The organism is Variovorax sp. Root473 (assembly GCF_001426505.1).
Lineage (GTDB): Bacteria > Pseudomonadota > Gammaproteobacteria > Burkholderiales > Burkholderiaceae_C > Variovorax.
This window is the reverse complement of record NZ_LMEV01000012.1, coordinates 71,844-86,049: the sequence shown is the minus strand read 5'-3', so window position 1 is coordinate 86,049 and position 14,206 is coordinate 71,844. Positions and strand designations below refer to the sequence as shown.

The following is a 14,206-nucleotide window of genomic DNA, read 5'->3' as shown; positions in this document are numbered from 1 at the left end:
CGCGACACGAAGTGCGCGCAGCCTGGGGGCGAGCTACATCTACCAGGTGGCGTCGAGCCCCAGGTGGCGCAGCGCTTCGTGACGGAGTTCCGCCAGCCGCGCATCGCCGCGATGCCGCGGGTACGGCAGGTCGACCACGAGTTCCGCCGCAATGCGCGCGGGCCGGTCGCTCAGCACGATCACGCGGTTGGCAAGGAACAGCGCTTCTTCCACGTCGTGCGTCACCAGCAGCGCCGAGAAGCCCGCGCGCTGCCACAGGTTGACCAGCTCGCTCTGCATCGCGATGCGCGTGAGCGAGTCGAGCTTGCCCAGCGGCTCGTCGAGCACCAGCAGTTGCGGGTCGTTGACCAGCGCGCGCGCCAGCGCCACGCGCTGCGCCATGCCGCCCGAGAGCTGGTGCGGAAAGGCTTTGGCGAAGTCGGTGAGGCCGACGAGCTTCAGCGCCTCGTCGACGCGCCCGCGCTGCGCCTTGAGCACGCCGCGCGCCTGCAGGCCGAGCGCCACGTTGTCCCACACGCTGCGCCAGGGGTAGAGCGTCGGGTCTTGAAACACGACGATGCGCGACGGGTCGGGCCGCGTGATGGGTGCGCCGTCCTGCGTGATGCGCCCGGCCGTGGCGGGCTCCAGCCCGGCCACGAGGCGCAGCAGCGTCGACTTGCCGCAGCCGCTCGGCCCGAGCAGCGCGACGAACTCGCCGGGCTTCACCGTGAGGTCGATGTCGTCGAGCACCTGCAGCGGACCCGCCGGCACGTCGAACCAGTGGCTCACGCCATGGATGTCGATCTGCGCGCCGGCCTGGCGCACGTTGGCTTCAACGGTGGCTACCATTTCACGGTCCCCTTCTGCCACGACAGCACGCGGTCGCGCACCTTGAACAGCAGCGTGATCAGGCCCGAGCACAGCAGCGCCATCACGATCAGCGCCGCGTACATGTTCGAGTACGAGGCCCAGCCCTGCGCCCACGAGAGGTAGAAGCCCAACCCGGCCTTCACGCCCATCATCTCGGCCGTCACCAGCACCGAGAACGCGGCGCCCAGCCCCATGAACAGGCCCACGAACACCTGCGGCAGCGCGGCGGGAACGGCCACGCGAAGCACCAGGAAGCGCTCGCTCGCGCCCATGGTGCGCGCCACGTCGTAGTAGTTGCGGTTGACGCCCGCCACGCCCGACCACGTCAGCACCGCGACCGGAAAGCCCGTGGCCAGCGCGATGAGGAACACGGCCGCCGCATAGCTCGACGGAAAGAAGAAGAACGCCAGCGGCAGCAGCGCCGAGGCCGGCACCGGCCCCACGAAGCGCAGCACCGGATGCACCCAGTAGCCCGCGATGCGCGACCAGCCGATGGTCACGCCCGTGAGAAAGCCCGCCAGCGCGCCCAGCACGAAGCCGTGGGCGAGCAGCCGCGCCGAGTGCGCCAGGCTTTCGCCGAGGCGGCGCCAGTCGTCGATGTAGGTTTCAACGAGGCTCTGCGGCGGCGCGAAGAACGGCGTGGGCAGCAACGCGAGCTTGGCCGTCGCGATTTCCCAGAGGGCGAACAGCACCGGCAGCGCGACCAGCCACGGCCCGGCCGGCCGCAGCGTGCGTGCGACGCGGCCCGCACGTGCGCCGAGCAGCGCCACGAGCAGCAGCGCCGCACCGATGGCGATGGCGGCGATGCCGAACTCGTCGGTGTAGGCCCAGTCGCTGAAGCCCACGGCCTTGTTGGGCCAGTAGACAGTGAGCAGGCCCAGCGCGATCCAGCCCGCGCTCGCGAGCGCGCCGGTGCGCCCGAAGCCTTCGGCGGGGCGCGCGAACACGGCGGCCGGCGCGGCCTTCTCGATGCCGGGGCGGCGCCATTGCCCCGGCGCTTGCGGTGCTTCCAGCACCTGATCAATGACGGCGCTCATGCCAACGGATCGAAAGACACATGCTCGGCGAATCGCACCGGGTCGGTGGTCTTCTTGAGCACGCCGACGCTGCGGAAATCGCGCGCGTAGAACTCCACCTCGTTGCGCAGGTTCTTGCCCAGCGGATGGTGGTTGTGCGTGAGCGTGCCCAGCAGTGCACGCAGGTCTTCGACCGGCACCTTCGGCGAATACTTGGCGAAGAGCTTGGCCGACTCGTTCGGGTTCTCGGCCACGAAGTCGGAGGCCTGCGCGATGGCGCGCACCAGCGAGGCGACCGTGGCCTTGTCCTTGCGCACCAGCTCGCCGCGCGCGCCGACGATGCAGCAGACCTTGTCCTTGTACTCGCCCGAAAGGTTGCTCGCGAGCTCGACGAAGGTGCCCTGGTTGCGTTTCTCGATGAGGTACACGTTCGGGTCGCCATCGGCGATGGCGTGGATCTCGCCCTTCTTCACCGCGATGTCGAGCAGGTCGGCCGGGTACTGGCGCCAGGTCACGTCGCGGTCGGCGTCGATGCCGTTCTTGGCCAGCAGGATCGAGAAGAAGTTCTTGCCCGGGCTGGCGATGTCCGACACGCCGATGATCTTGCCCTTGAGGCTCGCCAGGCTGGTGGCGCCCGCAGCCTTGGCGCCCACGAGGCGCACGCAGCCACCGTGCGAGCTGCCGACGATCTTCACGTCGAAGCCCGATTCGAGCGGCTTGAGCCAGCGGTGGATCATGCCCACGGCCGCGTCGGCCTTGGCGGTGGCGAGCGACTCCAGCAACTGGTCGGTGGAGCCCGTGTAGTTGATGAGGTCCACCTGCAGGCCGTTGCGCTCGAAGTAGCCGCGCTCCTGCGCCACCACCACGGGCGAGAGGCAGAAGGCCGCCGCGTTCCAGGCGAAGGTGAGCTTGCGCGCCTGCTGCGAGAAGGCCTGCGAGGCCATGAGGCTGCCCGAGGCGACCACGGCGGCGGCAGTGCCGGTGCGCAGCACGCTGCGGCGGGAAAGGGATGCGTTCATCGGGGAAAGGCTCCGGGGGTTCGTCGTCATCGTCGTCAAAGCAGGAGTTCGGGTTCGGCCTCGACCAGGCCTTCGTACAGGCTGTCGAAGGAATGGATGGCGCCTTCGGGCCCGCCGATCTGGCCGTGCGTGTGGCGCGCGGTGGCCTCGTCGATCGGCTGCGGCGTGCCTGCCGCCTCGGCCAGCAATTGCGTGTGGCAGGCGTTGTCCAGCGCGATGTACCACCACGCGGCGGCCTCCACCGTGGGGCCGGCCGTCAGGATGCCGTGGTTCTTGAGGATCGCGCCCTTCCTGTCGCCCAGCGCGCGGGCGATGCGCTCGCCCTCGCTGGTGTCGACCACCATGCCGGTGAAGTCGTCGAACAGCGCCACGTCGTCGTGGAACACGCAGCTGTCCTGCGTGAGCGTGTCGAGTTGGCGGCCCAGCGTGGACCAGGCCTTGCCGTAGGTCGAGTGCGTGTGGGCCGCGGCCACGATGTTCGGGTTGTGCTCGTGGATCGCCGCATGGATCGCGAAGGCGGCCTTGTTGAGCGGCCGGTCGCCGATGGCCGTCTCGCCCTTCGCGTTGACGAGCAGCAGGTCGGACACCTTGATGCGCGAGAAATGCACGCCCAGCGGGTTGACCCAGAAATGATCGGTCAGTTCCGGGTCGCGCGCCGTGATGTGGCCGGCCAGTCCCTGCGCAAAGCCGAAGCGTGCGAACAGGCGGAAGGCGCCGGCGAGGCGTTCCTGCCGGTGGCGGCGCTCGGCCTGCACGCTGGGACGCGGCGGGATGGGGTCGAACCAGTGCTTCTGCTGCGGGTTCGGGTTGAGCTGCAGCGGCTGGGGTGCGTGGCGGTCGATGGAAAGAACGGCACTCATGGCTCAGGCCGCCTTGCGTTGCGACTGCAGGCGCTGTGCGACGAGTTCGCGCGTGCGCGGAATCAGCACGCGGCCGTAGTCCGTCGCGTCTTCGAGCGGATCGAAGCCGCGGATCAGGAAGGTCGTCACGCCCAGGTCGTGGTAGTCGAGCAGCGCATCGGCGACCTGTTCGGGCGTGCCGACCAGCGCGGTGCTGTTCGAGCGCCCGCCGATCTCCTGCGCGACCGCTGTCCACAGCCGCTTGTCGAGCCGCGAGCCCTTCTCGGCCGCAGCCAGCAGGCGCTTGGCGCCCTCGCTCTGCTGCGGGCCGCCGCGGTTGTAGCCCTGCACCACGCGCAGGCGTTTGGTCTCGGCCAGGATGTTCTCGGCGCGCGCCCATGCGGCGTCTTCGGTCTGCGCCAGGATCGGCCGGAACGAGACCGAGAAACGCACGCTGCGCCCGTGCTTCGCAGCTTCCGCACGCACGCGCGTCGTGAGTTCGCGCGCCTGGTCGAGCGACTCGCCCCACAGCGCGTACACGTCGGCGTACTTGCCCGCGACGGGAATGGCGGCCTCCGACGCACCGCCGAAGTACACGGGCACGTGTGGTTTGCCGTTTCGCGTCTGCACCGGTTTCACTTCGGAAAAGGCGTTCTGGAAGCGGTAGTGCGCACCTTCGTGGTCGAAGGGCTTCTCGCTGGTCCACACCTTGTGCAGCACCTCGAGGTATTCGTCGGTGCGGGCGTAGCGCTGGTCGTGGTCGAGCCAGTCGCCGTCGCGCTTCTGTTCCTCGTCGGAGCCGCCCGAGATGTAGTGCACGCCGAGCCGGCCGCCGCTGAACTGGTCGAGCGACGCGAACTGCCGCGCCGCGAGCGTGGGCGCCACGAAGCCCGGGCGGTGCGCGAGCATGAAGTGGATGCGCTCGGTCACCGAGGCCGCATGGGCCACGGTGAGCGTGGCATCGGGGCTGGTGGAATGGTGCGGCACCAGCACGCGGTCGAAGCCGGCGTTCTCGTGCGCCTGGGCGAAGGCACGCACATAGTCGCGGTCGAGGGCCGGGCCCTGGGCGGGGTGGATCTCCGAGACCTTCTGGCCCTGGATCATGCCGATGAATTCAACGTCGTTCTGGCTCATGGAGGGTGTCCTCGTGGGTTCGTGCAGATGGAGGCGGCGCGGTCAATCGGCGCTGGGGCACAGCGGGGCCCGAGGTCGTGCGATGCGTGCTTTCTTCTTCTGCGTTCAGGAAGAGCCAGACCGTACCGAGGCCTGCCCCGAAAACGAACGCAGAAAAACGAATTTGGATATGCGCGATGCATCCTTCGCGCGCTGGCAGTGGACCTTTACCGTGCAGGCACCATGAGTGCACTCCCCTTGCGCCGCGCGCCGGCCGTTCCCGAAACAGACACCCCGTCCTCCGTCGATCCCGCCGTGCTGGCCCGCCTGTCGGCCCAGTTCGCATCCACGGCGGCCGATCACGACCGCAGCGGCGCCTTTCCGCGGCAGAACTTCGAGGCGCTGCAGGCACAGGGCCTGATCGGCCTCGTTGCACCTGCCACGTACGGCGGCAGCGGCGCCACGCTGGCCACGGCACGCCGCGTGATCGCGGCAATCGCGCGCGGCGAGCCCGCCACGGCGCTGATCCTCACCATGACCTACCTGCAGCACCAGGCGCTCGCACGCCGCGAGAGCCGCTGGCCCGCGCACCTGCGCGAGCGCGTGGCGCGCGATGCGGTGACGCACGGCGCGCTCATCAACGCGCTGCGCGTGGAGCCCGCGCTGGGCTCGCCGGCGCGCGGCGGCCTGCCCGGCACCCTGGCGCGGCGCACGCCCGCAGGCTGGCGCATCGACGGTCACAAGCTCTACACGACCGGCATCGAAGGCCTGTCGTGGCTCGCGGTCTGGGCGCGCACCGACGAGGCCGCGCCGCGCACCGGCGTGTTCCTGGTGCCGCGCGACGCGCCCGGCATCCGCGTGATCGCGAGCTGGGACCACCTGGGCCTGCGCGCCTCGGGCAGCCACGAGGTGGTGTTCGAAGACGTCGCCATTGCCGCCGACCACGCCGTCGACCTGCGCGCGCCGGCCGACTGGGCGCCCGGCGCCGGCAGCCAGACCGACATCGACGCCCATGCGGCGCAGCAGGCCTGGATGGTCGTGCTGCTGGGCAGCCTCTACGACGCCGTGGCGCGCGCCGCGCGCGACTGGCTGGTCGACTTCCTGAACCGGCGCGCGCCCGGCAGCCTGGGCGCGCCGCTGGCCAGCCTGCCGCGCGTGCAGGAGCAGGTGGGCGAAATCGAGGCGCTGCTGCGCACCAACCGCGTGCTGCTCGACGAGGCCGCCTCCGCGGTCGACAGCGGCCACACGCCGCCCGCCACCGACAGCGGCCTGCTCAAGCACACCGTGACCACGCACGCCATCCGCGTGGTCGAGCTGGCGCTGCAGCTGAGCGGCAACCACGGCCTCACGCGACAGAACCCGCTCGAACGCCATTACCGCGACGTGCTGTGCAGCCGCATCCACACGCCGCAGAACGACGCGATCCTGGTCGCGGCGGGGCAGCGTGCGCTGCAGGCTTCAGGAGCTGCAGCATGAGCGCGCTGCCAATTTCTCGCCGCACCTGGCTCGCGCAAGGCACCGCGCTGTCGCTGGCCGTGGCCGGCCCGCTGCGCGCGGTGGCGCAATCCCAGGCCACGCTGGTGCTCGGCGACCAGGCCGGCGGCCTGCGCTCGCTGTTCGAGGCCTCCAAGGCCCTCGACGACGCGCCCTTTGCCTACCGCTGGGCCAACTTCCAGGGCGCCGCGCCGCTGTTCGAGGCGCAGCGCAGCGCCGCCGTCGACACCGCGATGGCCGGCGACCTGCCCGTGCTCGCGGCGGCCGTCGGCAAGACGCCGCTGAAGATCGTCGCCACGCGCGTGGGCAAGGCCGAGTCGCTGGGCATCGTGGTGCAGCCCGACTCGCCGCTGCGCCGCGTGGGCGAGCTGCGTGGCCAGACGGTGGTCGTGTCGTCGGCGCGCGGCAGCATCTCGCAGTACCAGCTCTACGGCGCGCTCGAAGAGGCCGGCGTGCGGCGCGACGAGGTCACGGTGAAGTTCGTGCTGCCCACCGACGCGGCCGCCGCGTTCGCCTCGAAGCAGATCGACGCCTGGGCCATCTTCGACCCCTACTACGCCATCGCGCTGCAGCAGGGCGGGCGCATCCTGCGCGACGGGCGCGGCATCAACACGGCGCTGGGCTTCATCACCGCGAGCGAGCATTCGCTGGCCAACCCGGCCCGGCGCGCGGCCATCGTGCAGTTCCTCGAGCGGCTCGCCCGCGCGGGCGACTGGGCGCTGGCCAACCCCGAGGCCTATGCGCAGGCGTACAGCCAGCTCACGCGGTTGCCGATCGCGTCGGCGCGACTCATCACGGCGCGTGCCTCGGTGGCAGGGCGGCCGGTGAGCGAGGCCGACATCGCCGCACTACAAACTGTGGCTGACCGCTCGGCGCGTGACGGTATCCTTCCGGTGCGCGTGGACGTGCGCGCCATCACCGACACCCAACTCTGGAAACGCCCCGCATGATTACTCCGCTGCGCGATTTCGTCGGCGCCTTCGGGCGGCTGCTCGACAGCCTGCCCGACGAGCCGCGCATCCTCTCCGAAGGCGGCGCGCTGCTGCGCACGCTGGTGGCGCGCGACGACTGGCTGCCTGACGCCTTTGCCGTGGCCGACCCGACCTACTACCAGCAGTTTTTGCTGCATGCCGACAGCACCGAACGCTTCTCGGTCGTGAGCTTCGTCTGGGGACCGGGCCAGGCCACGCCGATCCACGACCACACGGTGTGGGGGCTCATCGGCATGCTGCGCGGCGCCGAGTACAGCCAGCCCTACGCGCTCGACGCCGACGGCACCGCGCGGCCCCGGGGCGAGGCGGTGCGGCTCGATGGGGGCCATGTCGAGGCCGTGTCGCCCACCGTGGGCGACCTGCACCGCGTGCACAACGCGCACGCCGACCGCGTGTCGATCAGCATCCACGTGTACGGCGCCAACATCGGCGCCGTGCGCCGCCACACCTATCCGGCCGAAGGCGGGCGCAAGCCCTTCGTCTCCGGTTACTCCAACACGCTGCTCCCCAACCTGTGGGACCGCTCCGCCGAACTCCGAAACACTGCCGCATGACGACGACCTCGACCGCCACCATCGCTTCCTTTCCCCTGCTGCCCTTTGCCGCGCTGCGCGAACGGCTGATCGCGCGCGAGGAGACCGCGCTGCTCGACGTGCGCGAGGAAGACCCGTTTGCGCAGGAGCACCCGCTGTGGGCCGCCAACCTGCCGCTGTCGCGCATCGAGATCGAAGCGTGGCGGCGCATTCCGCGGCGCGACACCTTCATCGTGCTGTACGGCGCGCACGACGGCGTCGATCTCGCCCCGCTGGCGGCACGCACCTTCGCCGCGCTCGGCTACACCAACGTGCACCTGCTCGATGGCGGCCTTGAGGGTTGGCGCGCGGCAGGCGGCGAGCTGTTCCGCGACGTGAACGTGCCGAGCAAGTCCTTCGGCGAACTGGTCGAGCACGAGCGGCACACGCCGTCGCTGTCGGCGCCCGAGGTGAAGGCGCTCATCGACAGCCGCGCCGACGTGGTCGTGCTCGACGCGCGCCGCTTCGACGAATACCAGACCATGAGCATCCCCTCGGCCACCAGCGTGCCGGGCGCGGAGCTGGTGCTGCGCGTGCGCGAGCTCGCGCCCGATCCGGCCACGCGCGTGATCGTGAACTGCGCCGGCCGCACGCGCAGCATCATCGGCACGCAATCGCTCGTGAACGCAGGCATCCCGAACCCGGTGGCAGCGCTGCGCAACGGCACCATCGGCTGGAAGCTCGCAGGCCAGGTGCTCGACCACGGCGCGGGCCGACAGGCGCCGGCTGCGGTATCGGAAGCGAACCGCGCGCAGGCGCAGGCCGATGCGCGCCGCGTGGCCGACGCCGCGGGCGTGCGCCGCATCGCCCTCGGCGCACTGGCAACGCTCGAAGCCCCGGGCCGCACCGTGTACCGCTTCGACGTGCGCACGCCCGAGGAATACACCGCTGGCCACATCCCCGGCTTCGCGAGCGCGCCCGGCGGGCAGCTCGTGCAGGAAACCGACCACCAGGTGCCGGTGCGCGGCGCACGCATCGTGCTGGCCGACGACGACGGCGTGCGCGCGTCGATGAGCGCGTCATGGCTCGCGCAGATGGGCTGGGAGGTGTACGTGCCCGATGCCGTACCAACGGCCGCTGCACTCAGCGAGACTGGCACGCCGACGTCGGCCTATCCGCCCGTCGCAGCCACGGTCGCCGAGCTCACACCCGAGGCACTGGCCGAGTTGTTGAAACGGCAGCCCGCCACCGCCGTGATCGACGTGACCACGAGCGCCAACTACGTGAAGCGCCACATCCCCGGCGCCTGGTACGCGATCCGCGCGCAGCTGGCACAGGCGATCGATAGCCACGCGATCCCGGCCGCACCGCGCTACGTGCTGACCTGCGGCAGCAGCCTGCTCGCCCGCTACGCCGCCGCGGACCTGCGCGCCCTGTTCGACGCACGCGGCCAGCAGGACGTGCAAGTGCAGGTACTCACGGGCGGCAACACCGCCTGGTTCGCCGCCGGGCTGCCAGCCGAGACCGGCGAGACCCGCCTGGCCACCGCCCGCACCGACCGCTACCGTCGGCCCTACGAAGGCACCGACGCGCCCGCCGAGGCCATGCAGGCCTACCTGGACTGGGAGTACGGGCTGGTGGCGCAGCTGGGGCGCGACGGCACGCATCACTTTCGCGTGGCCTGAGCGCGCAGAACGCAGACGAAAAAAAGCCGGGCATGCCCGGCTTTTTTGACTCTCGCTGCCGCGCAGCCCCGGCTCAACCCGGCTCGGCCGCCTTGAACAGTGCCGCGACCTTGCGCTTGCTCTTGATGTTGCTCGAGATGCCGCGTGCAGGCGCAGCCTTGGCCGACGCTTCCCAGGCCGGGGCGGCTTCGCGCTCGCCGGACTCGTAGGGCTTGTCGAAGAACGGATCGCGCGGCGCGGACGGTGCACGGTGCGGGCGGCCGCCACCGCTCATGCTGCGGCGGGCATCACCGTCGCGGCGTTCGCGCGGCTGGTCGAGCACGTCGCGCGCATCCCCGGCTTCGCCTTCTTCACGCCAGTGGCGGCGTCCGTCGTTGATGCGGCCGCGCGGGCGGTCTTCTTCGAACTCGACGGGTTCGAGCTCGATCTTCTTCTTGATCAGCTTCTCGATGTCGGCCACGAGGCGGGCATCGTTGCCGCCGCTCGCGAAGCTCACGGCCAGGCCCGAGGCGCCGGCACGGCCGGTGCGGCCGATGCGGTGCACGTAGTCTTCCGCGTTGAACGGAACGTCGAAGTTGAAGACCGCGGGCACGTCCTTGATGTCCAGGCCGCGGGCCGCGACGTCGGTGCACACCAGCAGGTCGACCTCGCCGGCCTTGAACGAGGCGAGCGCCTTCAGGCGTTCGTCCTGGCTCTTGTCGCCGTGCAGTGCGGTGGTACGCAGACCGTCGCGCTCCAGCGAGCGTGCGAGGCGCGCGCAGCCGAGCTTGCTGTTGACGAACACGAAGGCCTGCGTGATGCCGCGCTGCTTGACGATCTGCTTGAGCGCACGGCGCTTGTCGTCGTCGGAGACGCTGTAGAAGTGCTGTTCGACGGTGGAGGCCGTTTCGTTCGGCCGCGCCACTTCGATGGTGACGGGGTTCTGCAGGTAGCTGCTGGCCAGCCGCTTGATCTCGGGCGAGAACGTGGCCGAGAACAGCAGCGTGGTGCGCTGCTTGGGCAGGTAGCTCAGGATGCGCTGCAGGTCGGGCAGGAAGCCGATGTCGAGCATGCGGTCGGCCTCGTCGAGCACGACGTATTCGACCTGGTTGAGCACCGCGTTCTTGGCTTCGATGTGATCGAGCAGACGGCCCGGGGTGGCCACGAGCACTTCGACGCCCTTCTTCAGCTCCAGCGTCTGCGGCTTCATGTCGATGCCGCCGAACACGACCGTGCTGCGCAGGTTGGTGTACTTGGCGTACAGCTTGACCTGTTGCGCGACCTGGTCGGCCAGTTCACGCGTGGGCAGCAGCACCAGCGCACGCACCGGATGCCGCGCGGGCGAGGTGGAGGCGTTTTCGTGCTTGAGCATGCGCTGCAGCAAGGGCAGCGAAAACGCCGCCGTCTTGCCGGTGCCGGTCTGCGCGGCACCCATCACGTCCTGGCCTGAAAGCACCACCGGAATGGCCTCGGCCTGGATGGGCGTCATGGTCTCGTAGCCCATTTCGGCCACGGCGCGGGCCAGCGGTTCTGCCAGCGAAAGATTGGAGAAGGACATTGTCATTGAGCCCTCTATTGTCGCATTGCCGCAAAAAACGGCAGTGACAACGAAACGACAACGTCCGCAAAGCGCGAATTGCTATTTATTCAATAGCAAAAACCCCAATGAACCCGGGGCTCCCCGAAGACAATCTTTACAGATTGCGCGCGTTGAAGGTGTCGCAGGACTTCATTTCGCCCGTCTGATAGCCCGTGCCGAACCAACGCTGGCGCTGCGCACTGGAGCCGTGGGTGAAGCTGTCGGGCACCACGGCGCGGCCTGCGGAGCGCTGCAAAGCATCGTCGCCGATCTTCTGCGCGGCGTTCATGGCGGCCTCGATGTCGCCCGGGTCGAGCCACTTCTTCGACTCTTGCGAATGATGGGCCCAGACGCCCGCGAAACAGTCGGCCTGCAACTCGACGCGCACGCTGATGGCGTTGTTCTGCGCCTGGCTCAGGCGCCCGCGCATGCCGTCGACCTTGGCGGTGATGCCGATCTCGTCCTGCACGTGATGGCCGACCTCGTGCGCAATGACGTAGGCCTGCGCGAACTCGCCCGGCGCGCCGAGCTGGTTCTTCAGGGTGTCGTAGAACGCCAGGTCGATGTAGACCTTCTTGTCGCCCGGGCAGTAGAACGGCCCCATGGCCGATTGGCCGGTGCCGCAGGCCGTGGGCGTGGCGCCGCGGAACAGCACGAGCCGGGGCGCCTGGTAGGTGCCGCCGTTCTTGCGGAAGAGATCGGTCCAGACCACTTCCGTGTTCTTCAGCACGGTCGAGACGAAGGCCGCTTCGCGGTCGTTCGACGGCGGCTTGGGCGCGGGGCCTTGCTGCTGCTGCACCTGGACCGGGTCGCCGCCACCGCTGAGCAGGCTCAGCACGGTCAGCGGGTTGATGCCGAAGATCCAGCCCGCGATGAGCGCGACCGCGATGGTGCCGATGCCGATGCCGCGCCCACCGATGAAGCCGCCGCCTCCGCCGCCACCCCCGCCGTCGCGGCGGTCTTCGACGTTGTCGGATTGTTCGTTGCCTTCCCATCTCATCGCAGTCTCCTTGCCGGCTTGCTGAACGGAGTTTTGCCGGAACGTCGCAGGATGGTACTTGGCCCGGCCGCCCGGAACGTAACCGGCGGTCAGGATGCCTGTATCAGGCTGTCAGGTCTTGGGCAGGGTGACGCCGCGCTGGCCCTGGTACTTGCCGCCGCGGTCCTTGTAGCTGGTTTCGCAGACTTCGTCGCTCTCGAAGAACAGCACCTGCGCACAGCCTTCGCCCGCGTAGATCTTGGCGGGCAGCGGCGTGGTGTTGCTGAATTCGAGCGTCACGTAGCCTTCCCACTCGGGCTCGAACGGGGTCACGTTGACGATGATGCCGCAGCGCGCGTAGGTGCTCTTGCCCAGGCAGATGGTGAGCACGTTGCGCGGGATGCGGAAGTACTCGACGGTGCGCGCCAGCGCGAAGCTGTTGGGCGGGATGATGCAGTAGTCGCCGTGCATGTCGACGAAGCTCTTCTCGTCGAAGTTCTTCGGGTCGACCACGGTGCTGTGGATGTTGGTGAAGACCTTGAATTCAGGCGCGCACCGGATGTCGTAGCCGTAGCTGGAGGTGCCGTAGCTGATGATCTTGTGGCCGTTGGCCTCGCGCACCTGGCCCGGTTCGAAGGGCTCGATCATTCCTTCGTTTTCGGCCATGCGCCGGATCCATTTGTCGCTCTTGATGCTCATATGCGCTCGCTGATGCTGCTGCGGGGGAATCGGGGGCGAATTGTGGCATGGGCGCCCTGCGCGCCCTCCCCCGCGCGGATCAGCCCGCCTGTGAAATCACCGTGCGCTCGACCAGCCGGTCGTCGCCCAGCACGATCATCGCGAACAGCAGCTCTTCGAGGTTGTTGGCCAGCGAGGTCTTGCGTGCCAGCAACGGCGTGGCGGACGGGTTCAGCACCAGGAAGTCGGCCTCGCAGCCCGGCTGCAGGTTGCCGACCACGCCATCGAGCCCCAGCGAGCGCGCGGCGCCGCCGGTGTGGTGCCACCACAGCCGCGAGGGCGCGATGCTCAGGCCGGTCTTGGTCTGGCCTTCGCGGCCCACGTAGTACGCGGCCAGCATGGTGTGGAAGGGGCTGAAGCTGGTGCCGCCGCCCACGTCGCTGGCCAGGCCGTAGGGTTGCTCGAGGCGGTCGGCCGCGCCGAAGTCGAAGAAGCCGCTGCCCAGGAACAGGTTGCTCGTGGGGCTCACGGCGGCGGCCGTCCTGGTCTCGTGCATGAGCGCACGGTCGGTGTCGTCCAGGTAGATGCAATGGGCGTACACCGCGCGCTCGCGCAGCAGGCCGAAGTCGGCGTACACGTCCAGATAGGAGCGCGACTTGGGGTACAGCTCGCGCGCCCACTTCACCTCGTCGCGGTTCTCGGCCACGTGCGACTGGATCCAGGTGTCGCCGTACTTGGCGGCCAGCTCGCCGGCACCGCGCATCTGCGCGTCGGTGCTGGTCGGTGCGAAGCGCGGCGTGATGGCGTAGCCCAGGCGGTCGACGTTGTGCCACTTGCGGATCAGCGCCTCGGTGTCGACCAGGCTTTGCTCGGTGTCGTCGCGCACGCCGTCGGGCGAGTTGCGGTCCTGCAGCACCTTGCCGGTGATCATGCGCAGCTGGCGGCGCTGTGCGCTCTCGAAGAAGGCGTCGACCGAGGCGACGTGCGAGGTCGCGAAGGTCAGCGAGGTGGTCACGCCGTTGCGCAGCAGCTCGTCGAAGAACACGTCGGCCACCACGCGCGAGTGCGCAGGGTCGGCGAACCGGCTTTCGGCGGGGAAGGTGTAGTTCTCGAGCCAGGGCAGCAGGCCGGCGGCGGGCGCGCCGATGATGTCGGTCTGCGGGTAGTGCACGTGCATGTCCACGAAGCCCGGCGCCAGGATGCGGCCCGGCAGGTGCGTGGTGTGGGCGCCGGCATGGCGCTGCGACACGTCGGCATGGCTGCCGGCGTCGAGCACGCGCTGGCGGCCGGTGCTGTCGGGGGCGACGACCAGCAGGCCGTCCTCGTCGAAGACAGGCAGGCCGGCGGCGTCGAATCGCAGGAGGGAGGCGCGGTAGGCTTTTTTCATCGTGGATGCGGAGGGTAATCCAGCCCCGCACGGCGGGAATTTCCCTGCGCGTATGAGTGCTATACGCGGAACGCACTCTTCAGAC

General features: G+C 69.5%; 14 protein-coding genes. 5 read left to right on the top strand and 9 right to left on the bottom strand.

Annotated features, from left to right (window positions below; genetic code table 11):
• Positions 1-39: 39 nt before the first annotated feature.
• The 5 genes from ASD34_RS05995 to ASD34_RS05975 are packed head-to-tail and all read right to left on the bottom strand — an operon-like array spanning position 40 to position 4,857.
• A complete protein-coding gene (locus ASD34_RS05995; RefSeq protein ID WP_056574223.1) occupies positions 40-828 on the bottom strand; it encodes an ABC transporter ATP-binding protein in 789 nt (262 codons plus the stop codon).
• Entirely contained in the window at positions 822-1,886 is a 1,065-nt protein-coding gene (locus ASD34_RS05990) for an ABC transporter permease (protein ID WP_056574220.1), read from the bottom strand. Before ASD34_RS05990 ends, ASD34_RS05995 begins: the two co-directional genes overlap by 7 nt.
• Positions 1,883-2,884 carry an ABC transporter substrate-binding protein gene (locus ASD34_RS05985; protein ID WP_056574216.1) on the bottom strand — a complete coding sequence of 334 codons (1,002 nt, stop codon included), beginning with the start codon at positions 2,882-2,884 and terminating at the stop codon, positions 1,883-1,885. Before ASD34_RS05985 ends, ASD34_RS05990 begins: the two co-directional genes overlap by 4 nt.
• 35 nt (positions 2,885-2,919) lie before the next feature.
• A complete protein-coding gene (locus ASD34_RS05980; protein WP_056574214.1) occupies positions 2,920-3,744 on the bottom strand; it encodes a class II aldolase/adducin family protein in 825 nt (274 codons plus the stop codon).
• 3 nt (positions 3,745-3,747) lie between these two features.
• Positions 3,748-4,857, bottom strand: coding sequence for an LLM class flavin-dependent oxidoreductase (locus tag ASD34_RS05975; RefSeq protein ID WP_056574210.1), 1,110 nt, complete (start codon positions 4,855-4,857; stop codon positions 3,748-3,750).
• A gap of 82 nt (positions 4,858-4,939) precedes the next feature.
• Here ASD34_RS05975 and ASD34_RS27470 point away from each other — a divergent pair, with 82 nt between their 5' ends.
• The 5 genes from ASD34_RS27470 to ASD34_RS05955 are packed head-to-tail and all read left to right on the top strand — an operon-like array spanning position 4,940 to position 9,519.
• Positions 4,940-5,083: a hypothetical protein gene (locus ASD34_RS27470; RefSeq protein ID WP_157609647.1), complete on the top strand. Its 144-nt coding sequence runs from the start codon at positions 4,940-4,942 to the stop codon at positions 5,081-5,083.
• A complete protein-coding gene (locus ASD34_RS05970; RefSeq protein WP_056574206.1) occupies positions 5,080-6,312 on the top strand; it encodes an acyl-CoA dehydrogenase family protein in 1,233 nt (410 codons plus the stop codon). Before ASD34_RS27470 ends, ASD34_RS05970 begins: the two co-directional genes overlap by 4 nt.
• Positions 6,309-7,280, top strand: a complete 972-nt coding sequence (locus ASD34_RS05965; RefSeq protein ID WP_056574203.1) for an ABC transporter substrate-binding protein — start codon at positions 6,309-6,311, stop codon at positions 7,278-7,280. The genes ASD34_RS05970 and ASD34_RS05965 overlap by 4 nt, the downstream gene beginning before the upstream one ends.
• Positions 7,277-7,876, top strand: coding sequence for a cysteine dioxygenase (locus ASD34_RS05960; RefSeq protein WP_056574200.1), 600 nt, complete (start codon positions 7,277-7,279; stop codon positions 7,874-7,876). The genes ASD34_RS05965 and ASD34_RS05960 overlap by 4 nt, the downstream gene beginning before the upstream one ends.
• Positions 7,873-9,519, top strand: coding sequence for a rhodanese-related sulfurtransferase (locus ASD34_RS05955; RefSeq protein ID WP_056574197.1), 1,647 nt, complete (start codon positions 7,873-7,875; stop codon positions 9,517-9,519). Before ASD34_RS05960 ends, ASD34_RS05955 begins: the two co-directional genes overlap by 4 nt.
• Before the next feature lie 73 nt (positions 9,520-9,592).
• Here ASD34_RS05955 and ASD34_RS05950 read toward each other — a convergent pair whose 3' ends face one another.
• The 4 genes from ASD34_RS05950 to guaD form a co-directional block, all read right to left on the bottom strand.
• Positions 9,593-11,062: a DEAD/DEAH box helicase gene (locus ASD34_RS05950; protein ID WP_056574193.1), complete on the bottom strand. Its 1,470-nt coding sequence runs from the start codon at positions 11,060-11,062 to the stop codon at positions 9,593-9,595.
• A gap of 130 nt (positions 11,063-11,192) precedes the next feature.
• On the bottom strand, positions 11,193-12,077 hold the full coding sequence (locus ASD34_RS05945; RefSeq protein ID WP_056574190.1) for a neutral zinc metallopeptidase: 885 nt from the start codon (positions 12,075-12,077) through the stop codon (positions 11,193-11,195).
• Between the two features lie 111 nt (positions 12,078-12,188).
• Positions 12,189-12,755, bottom strand: a complete 567-nt coding sequence (dcd, locus tag ASD34_RS05940) for a dCTP deaminase (protein WP_056574186.1) — start codon at positions 12,753-12,755, stop codon at positions 12,189-12,191.
• 79 nt (positions 12,756-12,834) lie between these two features.
• Positions 12,835-14,121 (bottom strand): guanine deaminase, encoded by a 1,287-nt coding sequence (guaD, locus tag ASD34_RS05935; protein WP_056574183.1) that lies wholly within the window; start codon positions 14,119-14,121, stop codon positions 12,835-12,837.
• Between the last annotated feature and the right edge of the window lie 85 nt (positions 14,122-14,206).